The organism is Bradyrhizobium iriomotense (genome assembly GCF_018129405.1).
GTDB lineage: Bacteria > Pseudomonadota > Alphaproteobacteria > Rhizobiales > Xanthobacteraceae > Bradyrhizobium > Bradyrhizobium iriomotense_B.
Genome location: NZ_JAFCLP010000011.1, coordinates 102347 through 126382, shown reverse-complemented (window position 1 = coordinate 126382; position 24036 = coordinate 102347). Strand labels below are relative to the sequence as shown.

The following is a 24036-nucleotide window of genomic DNA, read 5'->3' as shown; positions in this document are numbered from 1 at the left end:
TTGAGGACGCCGCTGCCTGCTTTGTGATCAGGCCGAAACGAGCGTCTCCACCGCCCGCCGTGCACCGTCCTGATAGAGACGGCCGAGCGCCGCGGTGACGGCCTCGCGCAGGCGCGGCTCGGCGCCCAGCGGTCCGAACACTTTCCCGACCCCGAGCAATGCGGGGGCTAGCCGTTCGGCGACGGGACCAGCCTCGCGCGCCAGGCCTGCAAACTCGGCGGCAAGGGGGTCGCGCACGTCGATGGCGCGGCCGTGCTCGTCCAGCGCGGTGACGTAGCGCATCCAGCCGGCAACCGCGAGCGCGTGCGTCGCGATCGGCAGGTTCCTCGTGAGGCGATCCTGCATTGCGCCGAGCAGGCGCTGCGGCAGCTTTTGCGAGCCGTCCATCGCGATCTGCCAGGTGCGGTGATGCAGCGCCGGATTGGAAAAGCGCTTGAGCAGCGAGGCGCGATAGGCGGCAAGGTCGGTGCCTGCAGGCATCGTCAGTGTCACCGCGGCCTCCTCCATCACGCGCGCAGCGAGACGCGCAAAGTGCGGATCAGTCATGGTGTCGGCGATGGTCTCGTAACCGGCGAGATAGCCGAGATAGGCGAGCGCGGAATGGCTGGCGTTGAGCAGCCGCAGCTTCATCAGCTCGAATGGCTTGACGTCGGCGACGAGCTCGACGCCGGCGGCGGCAAGATCGGGCCGGCCCGCGGTGAAACGGTCCTCCACCACCCATTGCGTGAACGGCTCGGTCATGACCGGCCAGGCGTCGCGAAAGCCAAGCGCGTTCGAGACCGCATCGCGGTCGGCATCCGTCGTCTCCGGCACGATGCGGTCGACCATGGTGCAGGGAAAGGCAGCCGCATCCGCGATCCACTTGCCGAGATCCTTGGAGCGGAGCGCGGCGAACTGCGTCACGATCCGCTGCACGGTGTGACCGTTGGCCGCGAGGTTGTCGCAGCACAGCACGGTGAAGGGCGCTAGTCCCTGCGCGCGCCGGCGCGCCAGCGCAGCGACGATGAAGCCGGGCGCCGAGCGCGGCGCGTCAAAATTGTTGAGGTCGTGAACGACATCAGGATGCCGCTCGTCGAGATCGCCGGTCTGCGGCGTGTGGCAATAGCCCTTCTCGGTGACCGTGAGCGAGACGATGCGGATGGCGGGGTCGGCCATCCGCTCGACCAGCGCTGCCGGCTTCTCGCGCGCGACGACGCTGTCGAGCAGGGCGCCGATCACACGATGCTCGGTGCCTTCGGCTGCACGTACCGCAACGGTATAGAGATGGTCCTGCGGGGCGAGGGCGTCGCGCGTATCCGGGCTGCGCAGGCTCGCGCCGACGATGCCCCAGGACATGCTGCCGCTGGCAAGGCAATCGTCGACGACGACGGCCTGATGCGCGCGATGAAAGGCCCCGAGGCCGAGATGCACGATGCCGGGCGTGACGCGCGAACGGTCATAGGCCGGACGGCGGATGCCAGGCGGCAGCCGGTCGAGATTGGTGCGGCCAAGGCGCGTCGAATTAAGGCGCATAAGACGTCTCCCCCTTGCTTTGCCGCTGCTTGACATGGCGCCCGACCTCGGTCAATGCTTCGGTCAATTGGTAAGACCAATTTTCCAAAAATTGGCGGGCCGCGGGTCTGGACAGCCCCGCGCGACCCTTTCGGGAGGACCAGCGTGCCGCTGGAAGCTGTGGAGGCGAGACGGCTCTATCGCCAGGTCGCCGATCAATTGCGAAGCCTGATCGACAGCGGCGAGTACGCGGTCGGCAGCCGCTTGCCGACCGAGCGCGAGCTCGCCGAGCAGCTCAAGGTGTCGCGGCCGACGGTGCGCGAAGCCCTGATCGCGCTCGAGGTCGAAGGCCGCGTCCGTATCCGCGTCGGGTCCGGCATCTACGTGATCGAGCCTGCCGCCATTGCCGCGCCCGCAGCCGCTTCCGTCATCGAGGGGCCGTTCGAGCTGCTCCGCGCCCGCGAATTCCTGGAAAGCGCCATCGCCGAGCAGGCCGCACGGGTCGCGACGAAGGACGATCTCGCCCGCATCGACGCCTCGCTTGTCGCGATGGAGAATGTCGAGCATCCCGGCGAAGCCTCGATGGTGCACGACCGCGCGTTCCATGTCGCGATCGCCGGAAGCCTCGGCAATGCCGTTCTGGTGCGCGTGGTCGGCGAGCTGTTCGACCAGCGTCTCAATCCCTATTTCGCGAAGCTTGCGCATTATTTCGAGAGCCCCGGCACGTGGCGCACCGCGCTCGACGAGCATCGCGCCGTGCGCGACGCGATCGCGGCACATGATCCGGATACTGCGAGCAAGGCGATGCGCGATCATCTGGTGCGCTCCCAGGAACGCTTTGCACAGAACTTTGGCGCCGAGAGCGCGGCAGGACCGGTTTCGGAGCGCAGCCGCACGGTGCGAGCGCCGGCAAAGCCATCGAAGCCGAAGCCGGCAAAGAAGAAGCAGGCTGCGAGCAGCGGCACGCGGCGGCGATGAGATTGGGCGGCCCACATCCGCTTAAGGAGCGGGCGAACAAGAAGCAGACTTGAACGATGGAGGAAAAGTCAGTGTTGAAGAAGATGACGATGATGCTCGCGGTCTCCGCCGCGGCGATGTTTGCCACGACCCATGCCGGCATGGCGCAGACCAAGCTCAAATGGGCCCATGTTTACGAGACCTCGGAGCCGTTCCACACCGCCTCGGTCTGGGCCGCGCAGGAGATCGGCAAGCGCACCAACGGGCGCTACACCGTCGACGTCTATCCGGCCTCGCAGCTCGGCAAGGAGGCCGACATCAACCAGGGCCTCTCGCTCGGCTCCGTCGACATCATCATCTCCGGCTCGAGCTTCGCGGCCAAGAGCTTCGCGCCGATCGGCGTGACCTATTATCCCTACACCTTCCGCGACGCCGACCACCTGCTCGCCTACACCAAGAGCGACATCTTCAAGGAGCTCGCCAAGGGCTATGAGGACAAGAGCGGCCACCACATCGTCGCGGTGACCTATTACGGCGTGCGCCAGACCTCGTCGAACAAGCCGATCAAGAGCTGCGCCGACATGAAGGGCCTGAAGATGCGCGTGCCCGACGTGCCGGCCTACCTCGCCATGCCGCGCGCCTGCGGCGCCAACACCGCGCCGATCGCCTTCGCCGAAGTCTATCTCGCGCTGCAGAACGGCACCGTCGAGGCGCAGGAGAATCCGCTGACCACGATCGAGGCCAAGAAGTTCTACGAGGTGCAGAAGCACATCGTGCTGACCGGCCACATCGTCGACCATCTCAACACGGTGGTGGCGGGCGCGCTCTGGAAGAAGCTCTCCGACGAGGACAAGAAGATCTTCACCGATGTCGCGCAGGAGGCCGCTGCCAAGGCGACCGCGGAGATCAAGCAGAACGAAGCCAAGCTGGTCGCCTTCTTCAAGGACAAGGGTCTGACCGTGACCGAGGTCGACAAGAACGAGTTCCGCGACATCGTGCTGAAGAACGTTGCGTTCGAGACCTTTGGTTACCGCAAGGCTGACTGGGAGCGGATTCAGGCGGTGAAATGACGACGTAGTCGTCATTCCGGGGCTCGCGAAGCGAGAACTACGGTGCGCAATTGCGCACCTGAGAATCTCGAGGTTCCGGGTTCGGCGCTGACGCGTCGCCCCGGAACGACGTGAGTCAATCACGTGCTGCAAGTTTGAGGGAGAAACCCCCATGTCGACCGCCGAAATACACCGGCAGATCACCGCGGACGAGATCGCCCACACCTTCGAGGAGGAGGCGACGCCCAAGGTCGATCTCGGCGTCTACGCTTTCGAGGACTGGGTGGCGCTGGCGATCTTCTGGGTGATGGCGCTTGCCGTCTTCCTCCAGTTCTTCACCCGCTATGTCCTCAACGACAGCTATGCCTGGACCGAGGAGATCGCGACCTATTGCCTGATCGGCGTGGTCTTCATCGGCGCCTCGATGTGCGTGCGGCTGTCGCGGCACATCCAGGTCGACCTGATCTACCGCTATCTGCCGCACGTCGTGGCGCGCGCACTGTCCACGGTGATCGACCTGATCCGGATCGCCTTCTTCGGCTACGCGATCAAGCTGGTCTGGGTCTACATCCAGATCATCGGCGACGAGCAGATGACCACAATCAATCTTCCCAAGGACTACGTCTATTACGCCGTGCTGGCCGGCTTCGTGCTGATGTTCGTGCGCTCGGTGCAGGTCGCGCTGCAACATCTGCGCCAGGGTTATTCGATCCTCGAGCGTCCCGGCGCCTACGACGGTTTTGAAGGGTAATCCCATGCTGCTGTTGCTTGGAGGCTTTCTCATCCTGATGCTGCTCGGCGTTCCCGTGGCGATCTCCATGGCCGCGTCGTCGCTGCTCTACATTCTGGTCAGCGGCGTGACCCCCGATGTCACGCTGGCGCAGCGCATGATCGCCGGCGTCGAGAGCTTTCCGCTGCTCGCCGTGCCGTTCTTCATCCTGGCCGGCAATCTCATGAACATCGCCGGCGTCACCGGCCGCATCTACAAATTCGCCGTCGCGCTGGTCGGCTGGATGCGCGGCGGCCTCGGTCACGTCAACATCATCGGCTCGGTGATCTTCTCCGGCATGTCGGGCACCGCCATCGCAGACGCCGCCGGTCTCGGCACCATCGAGATCAAGGCGATGAAGGATCACGGCTACTCCACCGAGTTCTCGGTCGGCGTCACCGCGGCCTCGGCGACGCTCGGGCCCATCATCCCGCCGTCGCTGCCCTTCGTGATCTACGGCATGATGGCGAACGTCTCGATCGGTGCGCTGTTCCTTGGCGGCGTCATTCCCGGCGTCGTCCTGACGCTGTTCATGATGGTGACCGTCACCTACTTCGCGCACAAGAACAAATGGGGCAGCGATACGCCGTTCTCCTGGCCGCAACTCGGTTCGGCCGGCCTCGAGATCGTCATCGTGCTGTCGTTCCCGATGGCGATCTGGCTGATGGTGCTCGCCGGCCTCTCGGTCAACATGGCTGTCGTCATCGGCCTCGGTGCGTTGCTGGCGATCGACTGGTACTTCGACTTCTCTGCGGTGATGGCGTTGATGGCGCCGGTGATCCTGATCGGCGGCATGACGCTGGGCTGGTTCACACCGACCGAAGCCGCCGTCGCTGCCGTGATCTGGTCGCTGTTCCTCGGTCTCGTGCGCTACCGCACCATGACGTTCCAGACCGTTGCCAAGGCGACTTTTGACACCATCGAGACCACGGCCTCGGTGCTGTTCATCGTGACCGCAGCCTCGATCTTCGCTTGGCTGTTGACGGTTTCGCAGGCCGCCCAGATGCTCTCGGACTGGATGCTCAGCATCACCCACAACAAATGGGTGTTCCTGGCGCTCGCCAACGTGCTGATCCTGTTCGTCGGCTGCTTCATCGACACCACGGCGGCGATCACCATCCTGGTGCCGATCCTGCTGCCGATCGTGCTCAAGCTCGGCATCGACCCGATCCACTTTGGGCTGATCATGACGCTGAACCTGATGATCGGCCTGTTGCATCCGCCGCTCGGCATGGTGCTGTTCGTGCTCGCCCGCGTCGCAAAACTCTCGGTCGAGCGCACGACGGTGGCGATCCTGCCCTGGCTGGTGCCTTTGATGCTCGCGCTGATCGCGATCACCTACATTCCCGACCTGACCCTCTGGCTGCCTAAATACATGGGACTCTCCAAATGACCTCGACTGCTCTCGCCGCAACCCTGTTCGGCCCCGAAGATCTGCGCATGATCGAGCATCCGCTCGAGAAGCTTAGCCAGGGCATGGTGCGCATCCGCTTCGGCGCCGGCGGCATCTGCGGCTCCGACATGCACTACTTCCGCCATGCCCGCACCGGCGACTTCGTGGTGAAGTCGCCGCTGGTGCTCGGTCATGAGATCTCGGGCGAGGTGGTGGAAATCTCCGGCGCCGCCGCCAATCTGAAGGTCGGCGATCGCGTCGCCGTCAACCCGTCACGCTGGTGCGGCCATTGCGTCGCCTGCCGCGAGGGCCGGCCAAACCTGTGCGAGAACATCTATTTCATGGGCTCGGCCTCGAAAACGCCGCACATGCAGGGCGGCTTTGCCAATTACTTCGACGCGATCCCGGCGCAGTGCGTGAAGATTCCGGACCACGTCTCCTACCAGGCCGCAGCGCTCGCCGAGCCGCTTTCGGTCTGCCTGCACGCGGTCGCGCGCGCCGGCAATATCGAGGGCAAGCGCGGCATCATCTTCGGTGCGGGTCCGATCGGACTGTTGACGATGCTCGCCGCGCACCGCGCCGGCATGGCCGACGTCACGGTGGCCGACATCGCGCCGGCGCCGCTCGCCTTTGCGACCAAGCTCGGCGCCTCGCATGTCGAGAATGTCTCCGCCGGCGAGGAAGGTCTGAAGGCGCAGGCCGCTTCGCGTCCCTATGACGTCGCGTTCGAGGTCTCGGGCACGGCCGCGGGCCTTGCCAGCGCGATCGGCATCGTCAGACGCGGCGGCGTCGTGGTGCAAATCGGCAATCTGCCGGGCGGCCAGATCCCGACGCCGTCGAACGCCGTGATGGCGAAGGAGATCGACCTGCGCGGCTCGTTCCGCTTCGGCTTCGAGTTCATGACCGCGGTGGAACTGATCGCTGCCGGCAGCGTCGACGTGCTGTCGCTGGTCACCGCGGAGCGGCCGCTCTCGACCGCACCCGATGCGCTGCGGCTGGCGCTCGACCGCTCGCAGAGCGTCAAGGTCGTGCTCACCGCGAACTGATGGGAGAACGCGCATGATGCTCGAAGGTTGGCGCTGGTACGGGCCCGATGATCCGGTCTCGCTCGATGACGTCAGGCAGGCCGGGGCGAGCGATATCGTCTCGGCGCTGCATCAGGTGCCGATCGGCGAGGCCTGGACGCGCAAGGCGGTCGAGGAGCGCAAGAATTTCATCGAGAACGGTCAGCCCGGCCGCTCGCAGCTGACCTGGTCGGTGGTGGAATCGATTCCGATCCCCGACGACGTCAAGCGGCTCGGGGGCAAGGCGACGAAGTCGATCGAAGCGTGGATCGCGAGCCTGGAGGCGGTGGCCGCCTCTGGCATCAAGATCATCTGCTACAACTTCATGCCTGTGGTCGACTGGTGCCGTACGGACCTGGAATGGGAGTTGCCGAACGGCGCCCGCGCCATGCGCTTCGACCAGGACCGCTTTGCGGCGTTCGAGCTGCATATCCTGCAGCGCCCGGCGGCGGTGCAGGAGTATTCGCCGGAGCAGCAGGCGCGCGCCAAGAAGCTGTTCGACCAGATGAGCCAGGCGGACATCGACTACCTCGTCATGGTCATTGCCAGCGCGCTGCCGGGCTCGACCACCGAGCCGATGACGATCCCGCAATTCCGCGACCGGCTCGAAACCTATCGCGACATCACGCCTGAGATCCTGAGGCAGCATCTCGCCGAGTTCCTCGCGCGTGTTGCGCCGGTCGCCGAGCAGCTCGGCGTCTCCCTGACCCTGCATCCGGACGATCCGCCGCGGCCGCTGTTCGGCCTGCCGCGCATCGCATCCAGCGCCGACGACTATCAGGCGCTGTTCGATGCCGTGCCGTCGAAGGCGAACGGCATCTGCCTCTGCACGGGCTCGCTCGGCGTGCGCGCCGAAAACAATCTGCCTGAAATGGCTGAACGCTTCGGTCCGCGCATTGCGTTTGCGCATCTGCGTGCGACCAAGCGCGAGGCCGACGGTCTGTCGTTCTACGAGTCCGATCATCTCGACGGCGACGTCGACATGGTCGCGGTGCTCAAGGCATTGCTGAAGGAGAACGCGCGGCGTTCGCCGGACAAGCAAATCGTGTTCCGCCCCGACCACGGCCACCGCATGCTCGACGATCTCGCCGCCACCAAGCGCACCAATCCCGGCTACACCGCGATCGGCCGCCTGCGCGGCCTCGCGGAGCTGCGTGGCGCGATCAGGGCGATCGAGCATCGGTGAGACGCGTGATGCGGCAGACTTTTCGCCTCTCCCCGCTTGCGGGGAGAGGCCGGAATTCGAGCGCAGCTTGAATTCCGGGTGAGGGGGACTCTCCGCGAATCCAACTCTCACCGTCCTTGCGGAGACTCCCCTTCACCCCGACCCTCTCCCCGCAAGCGGGGCGAGGGGGCACTAGTAACACGCGTCCATCGCGCCGAGCTTCGGATAGAGCCGGTCGATCGCGGCGATCTCGCTTTTCATCTGCGCGATGATCCAGTCGCGGATCTCGGCGGCGATCGGGCGCATCGGCCGGTTGCGCGGCGGCAGGAATTCGCAGATGCGGCGCGTGGTGGTGAGCGTGTCGGAGGCCGGCACCAGCGCGCCGGTGAGCAGCCAGTGCGAGGCGACCGTCAGCCAGCCGAGCGCGATGCCCTGGCCGAGCAGCGCGGCCTGCACCACGACGGCATAGTCGGTGAAGCTGAGCGCCTTGGCCGCACCGCGGCGCCCGGTGAGAAGCGATGCGTAATCCGCGGCCCAGTCGCCCGGCGTCTCGGCGAGGCGGATGATGGTGTTGCCTTCAGTCGGATCGGTTTCGCCGAGATAGCCGGGGCTGCACATCGGCAGCATCACTTCCTTCATGATCAGCGTGCCGCCGGAAGATGGTTCCTCGCGATCGCGGAAGCGCATGCCGAGATCGACATTCTCCACCGGCCCGCGCAGCGCGCCGGAGATGAGCTGGAAGCGCAGATCGACTTGCGGAAACTGCTTCTGCAGCTTGTCGATGCGCGGCATAAGCCAATGCGTGGTGAAGGCGGAGGAGACCGACAGCGTCACCGTCTCTGTGCCCTTGCGCCGCCGCTCGATCTCGACGAGCCCGCTCTCGATGCTGCGGAAGCCTTCGAGCACGCGGCGATACAGCAGCTCGCCTTCCTCGGTGAGCACCGCGCGGCCCGCCTTGCGATCGAACAGGCGAACGCCGAGATGCTCCTCGAACTGGCCGAGCATCCGGCTCACCGCCGGCTGCGTCACGTTCAATTCGGCGGCCGCCGCGGTGAAGCTGCCATTGCGCGCCGCTGCGTCGAAGACGAACAGGGCGTTGCTGGACGGCAGCATGCGGCGGAGCTCTGGCATAACGTCATGTTATGAGCGCGGTGAGAATTTGGCAATTGCCGAGTTTTGGCAAGTCTGGTGTCATTAGCATGACAGCCTAAACACAGGGGCTTCGGGAGAAGATTTGGTGCAGCGCACGCTTCGGCCGTGAGTGCTCCAAATCCCTGTCTATAAAGCAGGCTTATGGCGCGCAGTGAAGCACGCCAGCCAAGGGACATGGCGAGGTCGATCGTTGGACAAGCGAGCGGAAAGCGTCGAGATCAGGTCCGCCAGCAAGGCGTATGGCGCCGTTCGCGCCCTCGACGATGTTTCGCTCAATGTCGGCGCCGGTGAATTCGTCTCGCTGCTCGGCCCTTCCGGTTCCGGCAAGACCACGCTGCTCGGCATTCTCGGGGGCTTCATCCTTCCGACCTCAGGCACCATTCTCTTCGGTGGCCGCGACGTCACCTGGACGCCGCCGCACAAGCGCGACATCGGCGTGGTGTTCCAGAACTACGCGCTGTTTCCGCATATGAGCGTCGGCGAGAACGTCGCCTTTCCCCTGCGCGCGCGGCGCCTGCCGAAAGCGAGCTGGCCCGACAAGGTGCGCGCTGCGCTCGCCATGGTCGGCCTCGCCGGCTATGAGGAGCGCGGCATCGCGCAGCTCTCCGGCGGCCAGCGCCAGCGCGTGGCCCTCGCACGCGCCATGATCTTCGAGCCGCGCCTGATCCTGATGGACGAGCCGCTCTCCGCGCTCGACAAGCAGCTCCGCGAATCCATGCAGATCGAGCTGCGCGCGCTGCATAAGCGCATCCAGGCCACCATCATCTATGTCACCCATGACCAGCGCGAGGCGCTGACCATGAGCGACCGCGTCGCCGTCATGAAGGACGGCCGGCTGATCCAGATCGACGAGCCGGCGCGGCTGCACGACCATCCCGCCGATTCCTTCGTCGCCAGCTTCATCGGCGAAGCCACCATGCTGCCCGTCCGCCGCGTCGATGCCTCCAGCGTCGCGCTCGGCAATGCCCTGCTGCGCAGCGCGCGCGCCATTCCCGATGGCGATGCCCTGATGCTGGCCGTGCACAGCGAAAAGCTGCTGATCGACGACGGCGCGCAGGATGCCGCCTGCAACCGGCTGACCGGGACCGTCACCGACATCGTCTACCAGGGCGAGAGCCTGCGCATCTTCCTCGCGCTCGCCGATGGGATCGCGCTCAGCCTGCGCCAGCCGAGCTACCACCAGGCCTATCACCGTATCCCGCCGCTCGGCGGCAGCCTCACCGTCACGCTCCACCCCGAGGACACGATCGTCGTCCCCAGGGTGGGGGACTGAACCCAAGCCTCATCCAACCCGAGAGAAGAAACTGATATGTCGACCCAAGCCGCGTTCAGCAATTTCAAGGTCCTCACCTTCGACGTCGTCGGCACCTTGATCGATTTCGAGACCGGTGTGCTCTCCGCGGTGCGCAAGATCTCGGGCAAGACGCCGGCCGAGCTCAGCGACGACAAGATCTTCGAATCCTACAAGCGCGGCCGCGACAAGCACTATGAGCGCTCGAGCGAGGTGATGTTTTACGTTTATCGCTATCTCGCGCAGGAGCTGGGGCTGCCGGCTGACGATGCCTCCTGCGACGTGTTCCAGCTCGCGGTGCTGCGCTGGGGGCCATTCTCCGATTCCGTCGAGGCGCTCAAGCGCCTGCGCACGAAGTTCCGTCTGGTCGCGATGACCAATGCCGACCGTGTCGCGCTGTCGTGCTACGCGCACGCGCTCGGCAATCCCTTCGACGACACCGTCTGCGCCGACGACACCGGCGTTGCAAAACCGAACCCGGAATTCTTCGCCTACAACAAGGGCCGCCAGTCCGCCTTCGGCTACAAGCAGTCCGACATCCTGCATGTCGCGCAGAGCCAGTATCACGACATCGGGATTGCGCGGAAGCTCGGCTACAAGGTGTGCTGGATCGAGCGTCGCCAGGGCATCGCCGGCTTCGGCGGCACGCCGGCGGTGGAGACGCTGACCAAGCCCGACTTCCATTTCCCGACCCTGAAGGCGCTCGCGGACGCTGCGATCGGACCGGCGGCGTAACGGAGAGCTGTGGCATGACACGGGACTGGAGCGCGCTGCCATCGGCCAATTCGCTGTGGGAAGCTACAGCCGAGCCGGCGCGCGACTATCCCGTGCTGTCGGGCGAGCAACAGGCGGATGTGGTGATCATCGGCGCCGGCTACACCGGCCTCTCCGCCGCGCACCACATCGCCAAGAGCGGCCTTGCGCCGGTCGTGTTAGAGGCGAACCGCCCCGGCTGGGGCGCGAGCGGGCGCAATGGTGGCGTGATCACCGCGAAATTCCGCCTCTCGTTCCGTGAGGTCGACGCCGTGCACGGTCGCGCCATGGCGCGGCGCATGTACGAGATCGCGCATGAATCGACTGACATGGTCGAGGAGCTGGTCTCCGAGTTCGGCATCACCAGCGCAAACCTCACCCGCACCGGCCAGGTCAAGGCTGCGCACAACGAGACGACGCTCCGGGCCGCGATCGACGAGGCCAACTGGATGACGCGCGAGATAGGCTCTGCCGCGGTCCGCATCCTCGACAGGAACGGCGTGCGCGAGGAGACCGGCTCCGACATCTTTGTCGGCGGCGTGCTCAATCCCGGCTCGGGCGGCATCCATCCGCTGAACTATCTGCGCGGCCTCGCCGACGGCGTTTCGCGCCGCGGCGTCCCCATCTTCCAGCAATCGCCGGTCGTCAAGCTCCGGCGCGAGAAGGACGGCATCGTCGCCGAGACGCCGCGAGGCGCGGTGCGCGCCAGGCAGGCGATCATCGCCACCAACAGCTATTCCGACCTGACCGGTGCGACCGCGCATCTGCAGCGCACGCTGATCCCGTTCCGCAGCGCCATAGTCGCAACCGAGCGGCTCCCCGGCAATCTCGCGGGAAAACTGATGCCGACGGGGCGCACCTACACCGAGACCAAGCGCATGATGCGCTGGTTCCGCATGGTCGACAATCGCGTCATCTTCGGCGGCCGCGGCGCCTTCGGCAAGCAGGACTCGCGAGCCGCGTTCGATGCCTTGCGCAAGGCGATGGTCGGCATCTTCCCCGATCTCGCCGATGTCCCGCTCGCATACAAATGGTCGGGCCTCGTCGCGATGACGCTGGACTCCGTGCCGCACATCGGCCGGCTCGACGACCGCACGCTGTTCTCGGTCGGCTATAACGGCGCGGGCGTTGCGATGTCGAGCCTGATGGGCCGGTATCTGGCCGCCTTCGTGCGCGGCGAGACACCCGACGTCGGCCTGCTCGATGCGCGACGCATGAAGGCGATTCCGTTCTATCCGCTGCGCGAGCCCGCCGTGCGCATGGTTGCCGGCTGGTACCAGTTTCTCGATGCGATCGGTCGGTGAGATCTATTTGGAGGAGGTGAGGATGACGATGAAGCAGAAATTTGGATTGGGCTGCGCGCTGCTGGGCGCAATCGGATTTAACAGCGCGGCTGATGCCGCCGAGCAGATCACCTTCGTCTCGCAGGGCGGCGCCTATCAGCAGGCGCAGACGGTGGCGATCCTCGATCCCTCCGCCAAGAAGCTCGGCATCACCATCAACCAGGACTCCATTCCCGACGCCTGGCCCGCGATCAAGACACAAGTCGGCAGCGGCAAGCCGATCTGGGATGTCGTGGACACCCCGACCGGCAACTGCCTGCGCGGCGGCGAGCAGGGGCTGATCGAGAAGCTCGACTTTTCGAAGATTCCAAACGGCGCGGCGATGCCGGGGGCCTATCGCAGTCCCTATTCGGTGTCCTACGAGTTCTATTCCAGCGTGCTGTCTTACAGCCAGAAGACCTTCCCGAAGGACGCGCCGAACAGCTGGGCTGATTTCTGGGACGTGAAAAAGTTTCCTGGCCGCCGCGCGCTGCGCAACCACCCGTTCGCCACGCTCGAGGCCGCGCTGATGGCCGACGGCGTCGCGCCGGACAAGCTCTATCCGCTCGATGTCGACCGCGCTTTCAAGAAGCTGGAAGAGATCAAGCCGCACATCACGGTGTGGTGGACCTCGGGCGCGCAATCGGCGCAGCTGCTCAATGACGGCGAGGTCGACATGGAGATGGCCTGGAACGGCCGCGTCAGCGCCGTCGCCAAGGAAGGCGCCAAGGTGTCCTTCACCTACAACCAGGGCATTTTGCAGAGCACCTCGCTCTGCATCCTCAAGGGCGCGCCGAATCTGGAAACCGCGATAAAATTCCTCAACGAGGCCGTCGATCCCGTGCACCAGGCCAATCTGCCGCTGCACATCGACTATGGTCCGGGCAACCCCAAGGCGTTCGAGACCAACGTGATCAAGCCCGAGCGCGCGGCGCAATTGCCGAGCGAGCCGGCCAATGCCGCCAAGCAGGCGCTGATGTCCTACGCCTGGTGGTCCTCGCCCGCGGGCGAAGCCGCCGAGAAGCGCTGGGCGTCGTTCATGCAGAAGTAAGCGAGGTCAGCGTTGACGACATCACTGCCAGATCCCTCCCAAAAGCATCAGCGCCGCGAGCACGGCCTGATGCTGGCATTGGTGTCGCCGGCGCTGCTGGTGATTTTTGCCCTGATCGTGCTGCCGGTCGGCTGGCTCGCCTGGCAGTCGATCTATCATGACGGCTTCACGCTGGAGAATTATCGCCGCGTCTTCACCGAAGACGTCTACTGGCGCAGTTTTGCGCTGACGTTCGAGATCAGCCTCGCGGTTACTGGAATCGCGCTGCTGCTCGGCTATCCCGTTGCGTACCTGGCCAATTCGGTGCCGAAGGGGTGGAGCATCCTGATCCTGTCGCTGGTCGTGCTGCCGTTCTGGACCAGCGTTCTGGTCCGCGCCTATGCCTGGCTGGCGCTGCTCCAGCGCACCGGCGTGATCAACCAGTTCCTGCGTTATCTCGATGTCATCTCCGAGCCGCTCGCGCTGGTCCACAATACGTTCGGCACGGTGGTCGCAACCGTGCACATCCTGCTGCCGTTCATGGTGCTGCCGCTCTATGCCACCATGCAGAAGATCCCGAACGATCTGATGCAGGCCGGCGCCAGCCTCGGCGCGAGCCCGTCGCTGACCTTCATGCGCGTGTTCCTGCCGCTGTCGCTGCCGGGCGTGCTCGCCGGCTGCACCATGGTGTTCGTGCTCTGCCTCGGCTTCTACATCACGCCGGAGCTGCTCGGTGGTGGCCGCACCGTGATGGTGTCGATGCTGGTGAGCCGCAATGTCGAGCTCTACAACCAGTTTGGCGCGGCGAGCGCGGTCGCCGTGGTGCTGCTCCTCAGCGTGCTCGCGATCTTCTTCGTCGTCAGCCGCTTCATCTCGCTCGATCGTGTGCTGGGGCAGAAATGATGCGCGCCTCGCCCGCACGAATGGTCCTCTACGTGATCAGCGCGCTGGTGCTGGTCTACCTGATCCTCCCCGTGCTGATCATCGCGCCGATCTCGTTCTCCAGCGCGCGCTTTCTGACCTTCCCGCCGCCGTCCTTCTCGCTGCGCTGGTACCAGCAATATTTCTCAAATCCGGCCTGGATGCAGGCGACGCGGGTGACGCTGACGGTCGCACTCCTCACCGTCGTGATCGCGACCCCGTTCGGCGTGGCCGCGGCCTATGCCATCAGCCAGTCGAAGCTGCGGATCATGCGGCTGATCCATATGGCGCTGCTGCTGCCGCTGGTGGTGCCGATCATCATCACTGCCGTCGGCATCTTCTTCGTCTATGCCAAGGTCGGCCTGGTCGCGACCATGCCCGGCCTCGTGCTGGCGAACGTGATGCTGGGATTGCCCTACGTCGTCATCTCGGTGCTCGCAGGCCTGCAGAGCTTCGATCCCGCGCAGGAGATGGTGGCGCGCAGCCTCGGCATGAACCGTCTGCGCAGCTTCTTCGCGGTCACGCTGCCGCAGATCAAGTCCAGCGTGGTCGCGGGCGGAATCTTCGCCTTCATCTCGGCGATGGACGAGACCATCGTCGCGCTGTTCATCTCCGGCGGCCAGTACCAGCCGCTGACCAAGCGCATGTTCACCGCGCTACGCGACGAGATCGACCCGACCATTGCCGCGATCTCGACGCTGATGACGGCAGCGTCGTTCATGCTGGTGCTGCTGGCGAGCACGCGGCAGAAGCGGGGCGGGTGAGGGTTGTCGTCGTCCTGGCGAAAGCCAGGACCCATTACCCCGGGGAGATGTTGCGGCGGGAGCTGGTAACCCCGAGTCTTCGCCAAACGGTGTTCGGTGGTTATGGGTCCTGGCCTTCGCCAGGACGAATCGAGTGCGGGGCCGCAACTTCACCCCCTCGCCCCCAGCCACGCCAAGATCATCTCCACGATCTGCGCCCGGCTCTTCGCCAGCACCCTGGGCTCGCTGAGGTCGCGGTCGAACAGCGCCCCAAACGTATGGCGGTTGGCGACACGGAAGAAGCAGTAGGAGGAGATGGCGAGGTGCAGGTCGATGGCGTCGACGTCGTCGCGGAAGACGCCTTCGGTGCGGCCGCGCTTGAGGATGCCGTCGAGGGTCGCGATCACGCTGGCGTTGAGCTGGCGCAGCTGCAAATTCTGCTTCAGGTGCTTGCCGTGGTGGATGTTCTCGATTGAGACGAGGCGGATGAAGTTAGGGTTGCGCTCGTCGTGGTCGAAGGTCGCTTCGATCAGCCGGCGTAGTCCCTCCCGCGCGTCGCAGCTTTCGATGTCGAGCTGGTCCTCCAGCGCGCGGATGCTGCGATAGGCCTCCTCCAGCACTGCGAGGTAGAGCTGCTCCTTGCCGCCGAAATAGTAATAGATCATGCGCTTGGACGTGCGCGTCCGCGCCGCGATCGCGTCGACGCGGGCGCCGGAATAGCCCTCCGAGGCGAATTCGGCCATCGCCACTTCGAGGATGTCGCGCTTGGTGCGCTCGGGGTCGTTGGTGCGCTTCGATGGGGGCGGCATGCGCTCGAGCATTGCTGTTTCTCCCGCCAGTTTCCATGGATCGCCTTGAAGGTGAAGGCAAATTTCGCCCCTTTGGGCGTCGATCCAACGCGTATTGCATAAACGTACTAGTTCGTACATTATGAATTGAAACCAAGGTTGCGGCAACCAGAACCACAAAACGCGCGCGGGGTGGACGCCCTGACGCGAACCGCACCGGACACATGGGGAGGAATTTCATGACTTTGACGTCAACCGCATCGCTGCACGCATCATCCAGCGCGGAAGCCGCGCAAAACAAGCTGCCCAAGCGCGCCGCGCTCGTCAGCTTCGTCGGCAGCATGCTCGAATACTACGACTTCTTCATCTACGGCACCGCGGCGGCGCTGATCTTCCCAAAAGTGTTCTTCGCCAATGTCGATCCCGGCACGGCAACGCTGCTCGCGCTCTTGAGCTTCGGCATCGGCTACATCGCACGGCCCGTCGGAGCCGTCATCCTCGGTCATTTCGGCGACCGCATCGGCCGCAAGACGGTACTGCTGTTCACGCTGGTCTTGATGGGCGGCTCGACGCTCGCGATCGGGCTATTGCCTGACGCGAAATCGATCGGCAATGCGGCGCCCATCATCCTGACGCTGCTGCGCCTGCTGCAGGGCCTGTCGGCCGCGGGCGAGCAGAGCGGGGCGAACTCGCTGACGCTGGAGCATTCCGCCAACTCCAATCGCGCGTTCTTCACGAGCTGGACGCTGAGCGGCACCCAGGCGGGCGCGATCCTGGCGACGCTGGTGTTCATTCCGGTGTCGAGCCTGCCGGAAGACCAGCTCTTGAGCTGGGGCTGGCGCATCCCGTTCCTGCTGTCGTTCTTCGTGCTGGTCGTCGCCTATCTGGTGCGGCGGACGATGCCGGAAACGCCCGTGTTCGAGGACATCAAGGACAAGGCACAGGTCGCACGCTTCCCGGTGATCGCGCTGCTGCGCGACTACTGGCCGGACGTGCTGCGCGTCATCGTCTGCGCGCTGATCGCGACCGTCAGCACCATGACCGCCGTGTTCGCGCTCGGCTACGCGACGTCCAAGTTCGGCGTGGCGCGTCCGACCATGCTGTGGGCCGGCGTGCTCGGCAACGTCACCGCGCTGATCACCCAGCCGCTGTGGGCCCTGCTCGCAGACAAGATCGGCCGCAAGCCGGTGTTCATCGGCGGCGTGCTTGGCTGCGCCGTGCTGTTGTTCCCCTATTTCATGCTGGTGACGTCGGGCAACACGATCGCGATCTTCGCCGCCGCGATGATCCTGTCCGGCGTGGTCTATGCCGCGCCGAACGCGATCTGGCCGTCGTTCTATGCGGAGATGTTCGAGGCGCGCGTGCGCTATTCCGGCACGGCGATCGGCACCCAGCTCGGCTTCCTCGCCGCCGGCTTCACGCCGCTGGTGAGCGCGAGCCTGGTGGGCGAGGGGCCGAACGGCTGGGTCCCGGTGGCGATCTTCGTCGCCTGCTGCTGCGTGATCTCGGCCGTATCAGCGGCGACCGCGCGCGAAACCCACACCGTCGACATCGCCGATCTCGGCAAGCGGCGCGCTTGAGTGAAAGACAGGGTAACGACCGCATGCTGACCAACGCAGTTTCGACCACGACCGGGCCGGTCGTCGGCGTCGAGCAAGGAACGGTACGTGCCTTCAAGGGCGTGCCGTTCGCCATCGCGCAGCGATTTGCCAAGGCAACGCCGCTGCGCGCGTGGACGGAGCCGCGCCGCTGCACGGACTACGGCGCCTATGCGCCGCAACCCGGCCATCTCGATCATGCGGACGAGACCGCCTGTCTCAGCCTGAACATCTGGACGCCGTCAGGGATGGATCGGCCGCTGCCGGTGATGGTCTTCATTCACGGCGGCGCCTTCGTCACCGGCGGCGGCGCTGACTATGACGGCGGCTTCCTCGCCGAGCACGGTCCGGCGGTGATCGTCACCATCAACTACCGGCTCGGCCCGCTCGGATTCCTGCAACTGCATCGCCACGGCCTCGATGAGGCCAACAACCTCGCAATCATGGATGCACTCGCCGCACTCGACTGGGTGCATGCCAACATCGCGAATTTCGGCGGCGATCCGGACGCCATTACGCTGTCCGGCCAGTCGGCCGGCGCCTCCATGGTCATTGCGCTCGCAACCCTCCCGCAGGCGAGGGGCAAGTTCATCCGCGCCCTCGCGCTCAGCGCGCCCGGGCGGGCCATCATGAGCGTCGATCATGCCGACGAGGTCGCGCGCCGCGTGCTCGACGAGCTCGAGCTGGCGCGCGATCCGGCCGCAATCGGGTCTGTGCCGCTGCCAAAACTCTTTGCGGTCGTGGAGCGCGTCGGCCGCATGATCGCGGATGAGACTGCTTCGGGCACCGTGTTCGGCCCGGTGCTCGACGGCACCGTGATCGCGCGCGAGCCGCGCGACGTCTTTGCCGACGGCAGCTTGCGCGACATTCCGCTTTGGCTCGGCTCCTGCCGCGACGAGATGGTGATGTTCCTGAAGAGCACGCCGCCCGCCGCGATGATCCGCACCACCGAGCGCCAGGTGCGCGCCGCCTTCGGCGATGCCGGCTGGGGACGCCTGCTGTCCTATTACCGCGCCACCGCGCGTTCCGACGAGGATCCGTATGAGGCGCTGCTGTCGGATGCGTTCTGGCACCGCCCGACGGCCGACCTCGCGCGGCTGCACGCTGCGGCCGGCGGCGCGGTGTGGCTGAGCCGGTTCGACCATCGCTCGGCGCTGGAGCCGTTCCTGTCGCAGGGGCCGACCCACGGCGCGGACAACGCCTGCCTCTGGGCACATCTGCCTGACTTCATCGATCGGCCGATCCTGAAGCGCAAGGGCGGTCCGATGACGCCTGCCGACATCGACGTCGCCGCGCGGTTTCAGACGAGCTTGCTGCGCTTCGTTACATCAGGCGCGCCTGACATTGCGGAAGCCTGGCCGCGGTTCGAGCTTCCTAAGGAGCCGCTCGCAATCTTCGGCCAGCCGTTTCATATTGTGCCCCTCAATGAAGGCGTGCGCTCCCGCCTGTGGGCGGAGCTGCTCGCCCAATCCGGCGCGCCGCAAACTCCGGCCGCACGAGCGAAGGTCGGTTGATCGCGGCATCTTGGTCATGTAAGCGTCTCTCCAGCGCCGATTTGATCCTCAGCTTGCGGGCGCTTCTAAAAATGCAGCTAAAGAGAACCGCTATCCCTGCATCGTCCCGCATCGCGTGAATCGTCGGCCATCTCGAATGGAGAAGGCCAAATGAAGTTTGCTGCCATTGCAGACGTGCACGGAAATCGTCCGGCGCTTGAAGCCGTGCTTGCGGACATTGTCGCGCTCGGCATCGACGAGGTCGTGAACCTCGGCGACCACGTCAGTGGTCCGCTCGAGGCGGCGCGAACGGCGGACCTGTTGATCGAGCGTGGTTTTCCGTCGGTGCGGGGCGATCAGGACCGAATTCTGGTCGAGCTCTGGCACGCAGGTGGCTCGGTGCGCAGCGATTTCCAAGAGCTCGAGCGAAAGCACTTCGAATGGATGGCAAGCATGCCATCCACGCTGACCTACCGGGAGCAGGTATTCCTGTGTCACGCCTCGCCCAGGGACGACGCTGCTTTCTGGCTCGACCGGGTCACGGCCGACGGCAGCGTTCGCCCGAGCGAGATCGAGGCAATCGAGGCTGGCGCCGCGGGGGTCGCTGCCCAGATCATCCTGTGCGGGCACACCCACATTCCGCGAGTTGTGCGTCTCAGAGACGGACGGCTGGTCGTCAATCCCGGCAGCGTTGGATTGCCGGGCTACGACGGTAAGGCGCCCGTTCCTTACGTGGTCGAGATCGGCACGCCCCATGCGTGCTACGCGATTCTGGAGCATGCCGGTGGCGGCTGGTCCGCAACGATCCGTTACGTGCCCTACGACAACACGGCCATGGCGGCGCTGGCGCGCAGCAAAGGTATGCTCACCTGGGCGAGCGCGATCGCAACGGGTTGGGTCGCACGCGAGCGCGAATAGACCGCGCCAGCTCAGAACTGCACTTCGCCGGGAATGTCGTCCGCGCTGAGACCGACGGCTTCAAAGCCTTTCAGCATCCATTCGCGGGTCTGGCCCAGCGAGCGGTTGTAATCGGCCCAGGCGCTGAGAAAATCCTTGTAGCGCCGGTCGGCTTCGGCACGGATGCCCATGTTGGTCGGCAGCGTGAGCAGCGGCCGCGGCACCGCGAGCTCGCCAAGCGTCGGGTTCTTCTTCAAGGTCGCGACCGAAAGCACCGCAAGCGAGATGTTGCAGTCGGCGCGACCGGTCGCGACGGCAAGAATCGCTTCGTTGCGCTCCTTGAAGCCGAGGATGTTCGCCTTCGGGCAGTAGCGGCGCGCGATCGTCTCGTGCGTCGAGCCGATATCGACGGCGATCTTGACCTCTGGCTTGTTGAGCTCGGCCCAGGTCTGAGGCTTGGCGAAGCCCTTCTTGGTGATGACGGTGAAGGAGTGCACCAGGATCGGGGTGGAGAAGTCGATGACGAGCGAACGCTCGGGCGTCGGGTTCACGGCAAAGGCGAGGTCGATTTTGTCGGCCTGCAGATCGAGGATCTGGTTGCCCCAGGTCGATTCCAGTGTCTCGACCTTGGCGCCGAGCTTGGCCGCGATGTCGTTCGCCATGTCGATGCAGGCCCCCGACCATTGATTGGTCGCGAGGTCCTTGTGGAAATAGGGGTCCTGGCCGGCGATGACCGCGACCCGCAGCACGCCACTCTTCTTGATCCGATCGAGCGTGGAGGTCGGCGCGGTATCGGCCTTGGCCGAGGCGGTCGCGGCCATTGCGGCGCCTGCGAGTGCCACGGTTGTGAGTGCGTCCCTGCGGTTCATGGTCAGTGCTCCCCTGGGGAATGATCAACAGCTCCGGCCCGTGGACTATTTCTGTATTCAGATCATAATGCAATATGGTATTGCGAGCCTGCCGGCGATTTGAGCGACGAGGCAGTTCGGAGCCTAGTCCGTTGGCAAAGCGAGAGAAAATTGCGTGATACCCGACCGGATCGCGATCCGGTCTGCGATCCGGGATTGGAGAGGGGAAAGTCTGTGCGTGCTGTTTTTGTCGATGCCAACGACACGCTGGCCGCGGTCACCGAGAAGCTGCTGGGGGCTGCCAATCTGCCTGTTAGCATCAACCGCAATCCCTCCATCAAGCCCGACGATCTGCCCGGCCTGCTGGACGATGCCGAGATCATGATCGTCGACCACACCGCGGTGCCATCAGCGATTGCCGGAAAGTGCGCGAAGCTCAAGCATGTCGTCTTCCTCGGCACTGGCGCGCGCAGCTACATGAATCCGGAGGAGCTGGCCGAACGCGGCATTTCGGTCCACACCATCAAGGGTTATGGCGACACCGCGGTTGCCGAATGCGCGATCGCGCTGATGTGGGCGTCTGCGCGAAACTTCGGCGAGATGGACCGCGGCATGCGCGAGGGCAACTGGCTGCGTCGTGACGCGATGCAGCTCACCGGCAAGACGCTGGGGCTGATCGGCTTCGGCGGCATCGCGGCGGAAGCCGCGCGCATGGCGGCGGGCTGCGGCATGAAGGTGATTGCGTGGAACAGGACGCCGAAGAGCCATCCCGGCGTCGAGTTCGTGTCGCTGGAGAAGCTGCTGGCGGAGAGCCACGTCGTCTCGCTGCATCTCCTCCTCAACGACGAGACCAAGGGTTTTCTGTCGCGCGAGCGCATCGCGCAGATGCGCAAGGGCAGCATTTTGATCAACACGGCGCGCGGCGCAATCGTCGACGAGGACGCGATGCTGGACGCGCTGCGTTCGGGCCACATCGCACATGCCGGCCTCGACGTCTTCACCGTCGAGCCGCTGCCATCAGGTCATCCCGTGACAAAGCTGCCGAACGTGACGCTGTCGGCGCATTCGGCATTCCGCACGCCGGAGGCGAGCGACAACCTCATCGGTGCTGCGCTCGATCACTGCCGCCGCATCATCGCCACCGGCAAGTAAAGAACAAGGACACACGATGTCTGACATCACTCGTATCGACCAGAACGCCCGCCGCAGCCGCGCCTCCGTGTTCGGCGATCTCGTCTTCCTCGCCGGCCAGGTCGCGGACACCAAGACCGCCGACATCACCCAGCAGACAAAAGAGGCGCTGGCCAAGGTCGACGACATGCTGGCGCGCGCCGGCACCGACAAGTCGCGCCTGCTCAGCGTCCAGGTCTGGCTCAGGACCATGGACGATTTCGACGCCATGAATGCGGTCTATGATGCCTGGGTCGTGCCGGGCAACGCGCCGACCCGCGCCTGCGGCAAGGTCGAGCTCGCCGATCCCGCCTATCGCATCGAGGTGATCGCGATTGCCGCCCGCAGCTGACATGCGTGCCGATGGCCTCTGCACTGTTTGCATCGGCCTTGCGCCTTATGTCCGCCTGTCCTACGCCACCTCCGAACAAAACTTGCGCGAGGCCTCAAAGCGCATCGCCAAAGCCTGCAGGAGCTGTCATGACCATTCGTAACACCCGCACCGGGGGCCAGATCCTGATCGATCAGCTCGTCGCCCAAGGCGTCGAGCGCGTCACCTGCGTGCCGGGCGAGAGCTATCTCGCGGCACTCGATGCGCTGCATGACAGCCCGATCGACGTCATGATCTGCCGCGCCGAGGGCGGCGCTGCGATGATGGCGGAAGCCTATGGCAAGCTCACCGGACGTCCCGGTGTCTGCTTCGTCACCCGCGGCCCCGGCGCCACCAATGCCAGCCACGGTGTCCACATCGCTATGCAAGACTCGACCCCGATGATCCTGTTCGTCGGCCAGGTCGACACTGGCATGCGCGAGCGCGAGGCGTTCCAGGAGCTCGACTACAAGGCGGTGTTCGGCACCATGGCGAAATGGGCGGTCGAGATCGATCGCCCCGACCGCATTCCCGAGCTGGTCGCGCGCGCCTTCCGTGTCGCGATGCAGGGCCGCCCGGGCCCCGTGGTGATCTCGCTGCCGGAGAACATGCTGACGGAGACCGCCGCCGTCGCCGACGCCATGCGCATCGAGCCGGCGGTGAGCTGGCCGGCGCCTGCTGATATCGAGCGCGTCGGTGCGATGCTCGCGGGCGCCAAGGCGCCGCTCGTCATCCTCGGCGGCTCGCGCTGGACCGATGAAGCCACCAAAAGCATCGCGCGCTTTGCCGAGCGGTTCGACCTGCCGGTCGCGACCTCGTTCCGCCGGGCCTCGCTGATCGACGCGGATCACTCGCATTATGCCGGCGATCTCGGCATCGGGCCGAGCCCGGGTCTGAAGGCGCGCATCGACAACGCCGACGTCGTCCTGCTGATCGGCGGCCGCATGTCGGAAATGCCGTCCTCGTCCTACACGCTGTTCGATATTCCGACCCCGCAGCAGAAGCTGATCCATGTGCATCCGGGTTCGGAAGAGCTCGGCCGCGTCTATCAGCCGGCGCTCGCGATCCAGGCGACGCCGGCCGCCTTCGCCGCCGCCGTCGAGACGCTGAAGCCCGCGGGCGCCGTTGCCTGGAAGGGCGAGGCGGCCAAGGCGCATGCCGATTACCTCGCCTGGACCGACAAGGCGCGCGAGCTGCCGGGCTCGTTCCAGTATGGCCAGGTCATGACCTGGCTGCGCGACCGCCTGCCGAAGGACGCCATCGTCTGCAACGGCGCCGGCAACTATGCCGGCTGGATCCATCGCCATCACCGCTTCCACAGCTTTGCATCGCAGCTCGCGCCGACCTCGGGCTCGATGGGCTATGGCGTGCCGGCGGCGGTGCTCGCCAAGCGGCAGTTCCCGGATCGCACCGTCGTCGCGTTCGCTGGCGACGGCTGCTTCCTGATGAACGGCCAGGAGTTCGCGACCGCCGTGCAATACGACGCGCCGCTGGTCGTCATCGTCGTCGACAATTCGCAATACGGCACTATCCGCATGCATCAGGAGCGCGACTATCCCGGCCGCGTGGTCGGCACCCAGCTCAAGAACCCTGACTTTGCGATGTACGCCAAGGCGTTCGGCGGCCATGGCGAGCGCGTCGAGCGCACCGAGGAGTTCGCGCCGGCATTCGAGCGTGCGCTGGCCTCGGGCAAGCCGTCGATCCTCCACTGCATCATTGATCCGCGCGCGATCTCGGTCGGTAAGGATTTCGCACCAGCCGTGAAGGCGTAA

General features: G+C 65.3%; 22 protein-coding genes. 18 read left to right on the top strand and 4 right to left on the bottom strand.

All coding sequences use genetic code 11. The features are described 5' to 3' along the window. Positions 1-27: 27 nt before the first annotated feature. On the bottom strand, positions 28-1512 hold the full coding sequence (locus tag JQ592_RS22490) for a mannitol dehydrogenase family protein (protein WP_211404974.1): 1485 nt from the start codon (positions 1510-1512) through the stop codon (positions 28-30). A gap of 144 nt (positions 1513-1656) precedes the next feature. On the opposite strand from JQ592_RS22490, the gene JQ592_RS22485 reads away from it, so the two are divergent. From JQ592_RS22485 to uxuA, 6 genes are all read left to right on the top strand, one after another. Beyond that, entirely contained in the window at positions 1657-2469 is an 813-nt protein-coding gene (locus tag JQ592_RS22485; RefSeq protein ID WP_211404973.1) for a FadR/GntR family transcriptional regulator, read from the top strand. 89 nt (positions 2470-2558) lie between these two features. After that, positions 2559-3518: a sialic acid TRAP transporter substrate-binding protein SiaP gene (locus JQ592_RS22480; protein ID WP_211405083.1), complete on the top strand. Its 960-nt coding sequence runs from the start codon at positions 2559-2561 to the stop codon at positions 3516-3518. 151 nt (positions 3519-3669) lie between these two features. Next, a complete protein-coding gene (locus JQ592_RS22475; RefSeq protein ID WP_211404972.1) occupies positions 3670-4248 on the top strand; it encodes a TRAP transporter small permease in 579 nt (192 codons plus the stop codon). 4 nt (positions 4249-4252) lie between these two features. Beyond that, positions 4253-5659, top strand: a complete 1407-nt coding sequence (locus JQ592_RS22470) for a TRAP transporter large permease (protein ID WP_211404971.1) — start codon at positions 4253-4255, stop codon at positions 5657-5659. Next, a complete protein-coding gene (locus JQ592_RS22465; RefSeq protein ID WP_211404970.1) occupies positions 5656-6705 on the top strand; it encodes an L-idonate 5-dehydrogenase in 1050 nt (349 codons plus the stop codon). The genes JQ592_RS22470 and JQ592_RS22465 overlap by 4 nt, the downstream gene beginning before the upstream one ends. A gap of 13 nt (positions 6706-6718) precedes the next feature. Beyond that, positions 6719-7909, top strand: a complete 1191-nt coding sequence (gene uxuA, locus JQ592_RS22460; RefSeq protein WP_211404969.1) for a mannonate dehydratase — start codon at positions 6719-6721, stop codon at positions 7907-7909. Positions 7910-8080: 171 nt separating this feature from the next. Here the strand turns inward: uxuA and JQ592_RS22455 are convergent, their stop codons facing one another. Beyond that, positions 8081-9019, bottom strand: coding sequence for a LysR family transcriptional regulator (locus JQ592_RS22455; protein ID WP_211404968.1), 939 nt, complete (start codon positions 9017-9019; stop codon positions 8081-8083). Between the two features lie 211 nt (positions 9020-9230). Here JQ592_RS22455 and JQ592_RS22450 point away from each other — a divergent pair, with 211 nt between their 5' ends. From JQ592_RS22450 to JQ592_RS22425, 6 genes are all read left to right on the top strand, one after another. Beyond that, positions 9231-10313 carry an ABC transporter ATP-binding protein gene (locus JQ592_RS22450; protein ID WP_211404967.1) on the top strand — a complete coding sequence of 361 codons (1083 nt, stop codon included), beginning with the start codon at positions 9231-9233 and terminating at the stop codon, positions 10311-10313. Between the two features lie 36 nt (positions 10314-10349). Next, a complete protein-coding gene (locus JQ592_RS22445) occupies positions 10350-11066 on the top strand; it encodes an HAD family hydrolase (RefSeq protein ID WP_130365225.1) in 717 nt (238 codons plus the stop codon). Between the two features lie 14 nt (positions 11067-11080). Further along, the gene (locus tag JQ592_RS22440; protein ID WP_211404966.1) at positions 11081-12388 is read left to right on the top strand and encodes an NAD(P)/FAD-dependent oxidoreductase; all 1308 of its coding nucleotides are present in this window, start codon (positions 11081-11083) and stop codon (positions 12386-12388) included. 22 nt (positions 12389-12410) lie between these two features. Further along, complete coding sequence (locus JQ592_RS22435; protein WP_211404965.1) at positions 12411-13457, top strand: ABC transporter substrate-binding protein; 1047 nt, start codon at positions 12411-12413, stop codon at positions 13455-13457. Between the two features lie 69 nt (positions 13458-13526). Next, positions 13527-14339, top strand: a complete 813-nt coding sequence (locus JQ592_RS22430; RefSeq protein ID WP_211405082.1) for an ABC transporter permease — start codon at positions 13527-13529, stop codon at positions 14337-14339. Beyond that, on the top strand, positions 14336-15121 hold the full coding sequence (locus JQ592_RS22425; RefSeq protein ID WP_211404964.1) for an ABC transporter permease: 786 nt from the start codon (positions 14336-14338) through the stop codon (positions 15119-15121). The genes JQ592_RS22430 and JQ592_RS22425 overlap by 4 nt, the downstream gene beginning before the upstream one ends. A 149-nt stretch (positions 15122-15270) precedes the next feature. On the opposite strand, the gene JQ592_RS22420 is transcribed toward JQ592_RS22425, so the two are convergent. Continuing rightward, on the bottom strand, positions 15271-15921 hold the full coding sequence (locus JQ592_RS22420) for a TetR/AcrR family transcriptional regulator (protein WP_211404963.1): 651 nt from the start codon (positions 15919-15921) through the stop codon (positions 15271-15273). Between the two features lie 206 nt (positions 15922-16127). Between JQ592_RS22420 and JQ592_RS22415 the strand changes: the two genes are divergently transcribed. The 3 genes from JQ592_RS22415 to JQ592_RS22405 all read left to right on the top strand — a co-directional run bounded on the left by JQ592_RS22415 (position 16128) and on the right by JQ592_RS22405 (position 19897). Beyond that, positions 16128-17468, top strand: coding sequence for an MFS transporter (locus tag JQ592_RS22415; RefSeq protein ID WP_211404962.1), 1341 nt, complete (start codon positions 16128-16130; stop codon positions 17466-17468). A 23-nt stretch (positions 17469-17491) separates the two neighbouring features. After that, positions 17492-19000, top strand: a complete 1509-nt coding sequence (locus JQ592_RS22410) for a carboxylesterase/lipase family protein (RefSeq protein ID WP_211404961.1) — start codon at positions 17492-17494, stop codon at positions 18998-19000. 150 nt (positions 19001-19150) lie between these two features. After that, on the top strand, positions 19151-19897 hold the full coding sequence (locus tag JQ592_RS22405) for a metallophosphoesterase family protein (protein WP_211404960.1): 747 nt from the start codon (positions 19151-19153) through the stop codon (positions 19895-19897). Between the two features lie 11 nt (positions 19898-19908). On the opposite strand, the gene JQ592_RS22400 is transcribed toward JQ592_RS22405, so the two are convergent. Next, complete coding sequence (locus JQ592_RS22400; protein WP_211404959.1) at positions 19909-20745, bottom strand: transporter substrate-binding domain-containing protein; 837 nt, start codon at positions 20743-20745, stop codon at positions 19909-19911. Positions 20746-20958: 213 nt separating this feature from the next. Here JQ592_RS22400 and JQ592_RS22395 point away from each other — a divergent pair, with 213 nt between their 5' ends. The 3 genes from JQ592_RS22395 to JQ592_RS22385 all read left to right on the top strand — a co-directional run bounded on the left by JQ592_RS22395 (position 20959) and on the right by JQ592_RS22385 (position 24036). Beyond that, a complete protein-coding gene (locus JQ592_RS22395) occupies positions 20959-21876 on the top strand; it encodes an NAD(P)-dependent oxidoreductase (RefSeq protein WP_211404958.1) in 918 nt (305 codons plus the stop codon). 16 nt (positions 21877-21892) lie between these two features. Continuing rightward, entirely contained in the window at positions 21893-22246 is a 354-nt protein-coding gene (locus JQ592_RS22390; protein ID WP_211404957.1) for a RidA family protein, read from the top strand. A 128-nt stretch (positions 22247-22374) separates the two neighbouring features. Further along, positions 22375-24036 carry a thiamine pyrophosphate-binding protein gene (locus JQ592_RS22385; protein ID WP_211404956.1) on the top strand — a complete coding sequence of 554 codons (1662 nt, stop codon included), beginning with the start codon at positions 22375-22377 and terminating at the stop codon, positions 24034-24036.

Bases quoted from the DNA above. Each gene is read 5' to 3' on its own strand.
- JQ592_RS22385 (WP_211404956.1), top strand. From the start codon at position 22,375: ATGACCATTCGTAACACCCGCACCGGGGGCCAGATCCTGATCGATCAG.
- JQ592_RS22455 (WP_211404968.1), bottom strand. From the start codon at position 9,019: ATGCCAGAGCTCCGCCGCATGCTGCCGTCCAGCAACGCCCTGTTCGTC.
- uxuA (WP_211404969.1), top strand. From the start codon at position 6,719: ATGATGCTCGAAGGTTGGCGCTGGTACGGGCCCGATGATCCGGTCTCG.
- JQ592_RS22445 (WP_130365225.1), top strand. From the start codon at position 10,350: ATGTCGACCCAAGCCGCGTTCAGCAATTTCAAGGTCCTCACCTTCGAC.
- JQ592_RS22440 (WP_211404966.1), top strand. From the start codon at position 11,081: ATGACACGGGACTGGAGCGCGCTGCCATCGGCCAATTCGCTGTGGGAA.
- JQ592_RS22480 (WP_211405083.1), top strand. From the start codon at position 2,559: ATGATGCTCGCGGTCTCCGCCGCGGCGATGTTTGCCACGACCCATGCC.
- JQ592_RS22470 (WP_211404971.1), top strand. From the start codon at position 4,253: ATGCTGCTGTTGCTTGGAGGCTTTCTCATCCTGATGCTGCTCGGCGTT.
- JQ592_RS22405 (WP_211404960.1), top strand. From the start codon at position 19,151: ATGAAGTTTGCTGCCATTGCAGACGTGCACGGAAATCGTCCGGCGCTT.
- JQ592_RS22435 (WP_211404965.1), top strand. From the start codon at position 12,411: ATGACGATGAAGCAGAAATTTGGATTGGGCTGCGCGCTGCTGGGCGCA.
- JQ592_RS22420 (WP_211404963.1), bottom strand. From the start codon at position 15,921: ATGCTCGAGCGCATGCCGCCCCCATCGAAGCGCACCAACGACCCCGAG.
- JQ592_RS22430 (WP_211405082.1), top strand. From the start codon at position 13,527: ATGCTGGCATTGGTGTCGCCGGCGCTGCTGGTGATTTTTGCCCTGATC.
- JQ592_RS22410 (WP_211404961.1), top strand. From the start codon at position 17,492: ATGCTGACCAACGCAGTTTCGACCACGACCGGGCCGGTCGTCGGCGTC.
- JQ592_RS22425 (WP_211404964.1), top strand. From the start codon at position 14,336: ATGATGCGCGCCTCGCCCGCACGAATGGTCCTCTACGTGATCAGCGCG.
- JQ592_RS22390 (WP_211404957.1), top strand. From the start codon at position 21,893: ATGTCTGACATCACTCGTATCGACCAGAACGCCCGCCGCAGCCGCGCC.
- JQ592_RS22400 (WP_211404959.1), bottom strand. From the start codon at position 20,745: ATGAACCGCAGGGACGCACTCACAACCGTGGCACTCGCAGGCGCCGCA.
- JQ592_RS22465 (WP_211404970.1), top strand. From the start codon at position 5,656: ATGACCTCGACTGCTCTCGCCGCAACCCTGTTCGGCCCCGAAGATCTG.
- JQ592_RS22475 (WP_211404972.1), top strand. From the start codon at position 3,670: ATGTCGACCGCCGAAATACACCGGCAGATCACCGCGGACGAGATCGCC.
- JQ592_RS22415 (WP_211404962.1), top strand. From the start codon at position 16,128: ATGACTTTGACGTCAACCGCATCGCTGCACGCATCATCCAGCGCGGAA.
- JQ592_RS22490 (WP_211404974.1), bottom strand. From the start codon at position 1,512: ATGCGCCTTAATTCGACGCGCCTTGGCCGCACCAATCTCGACCGGCTG.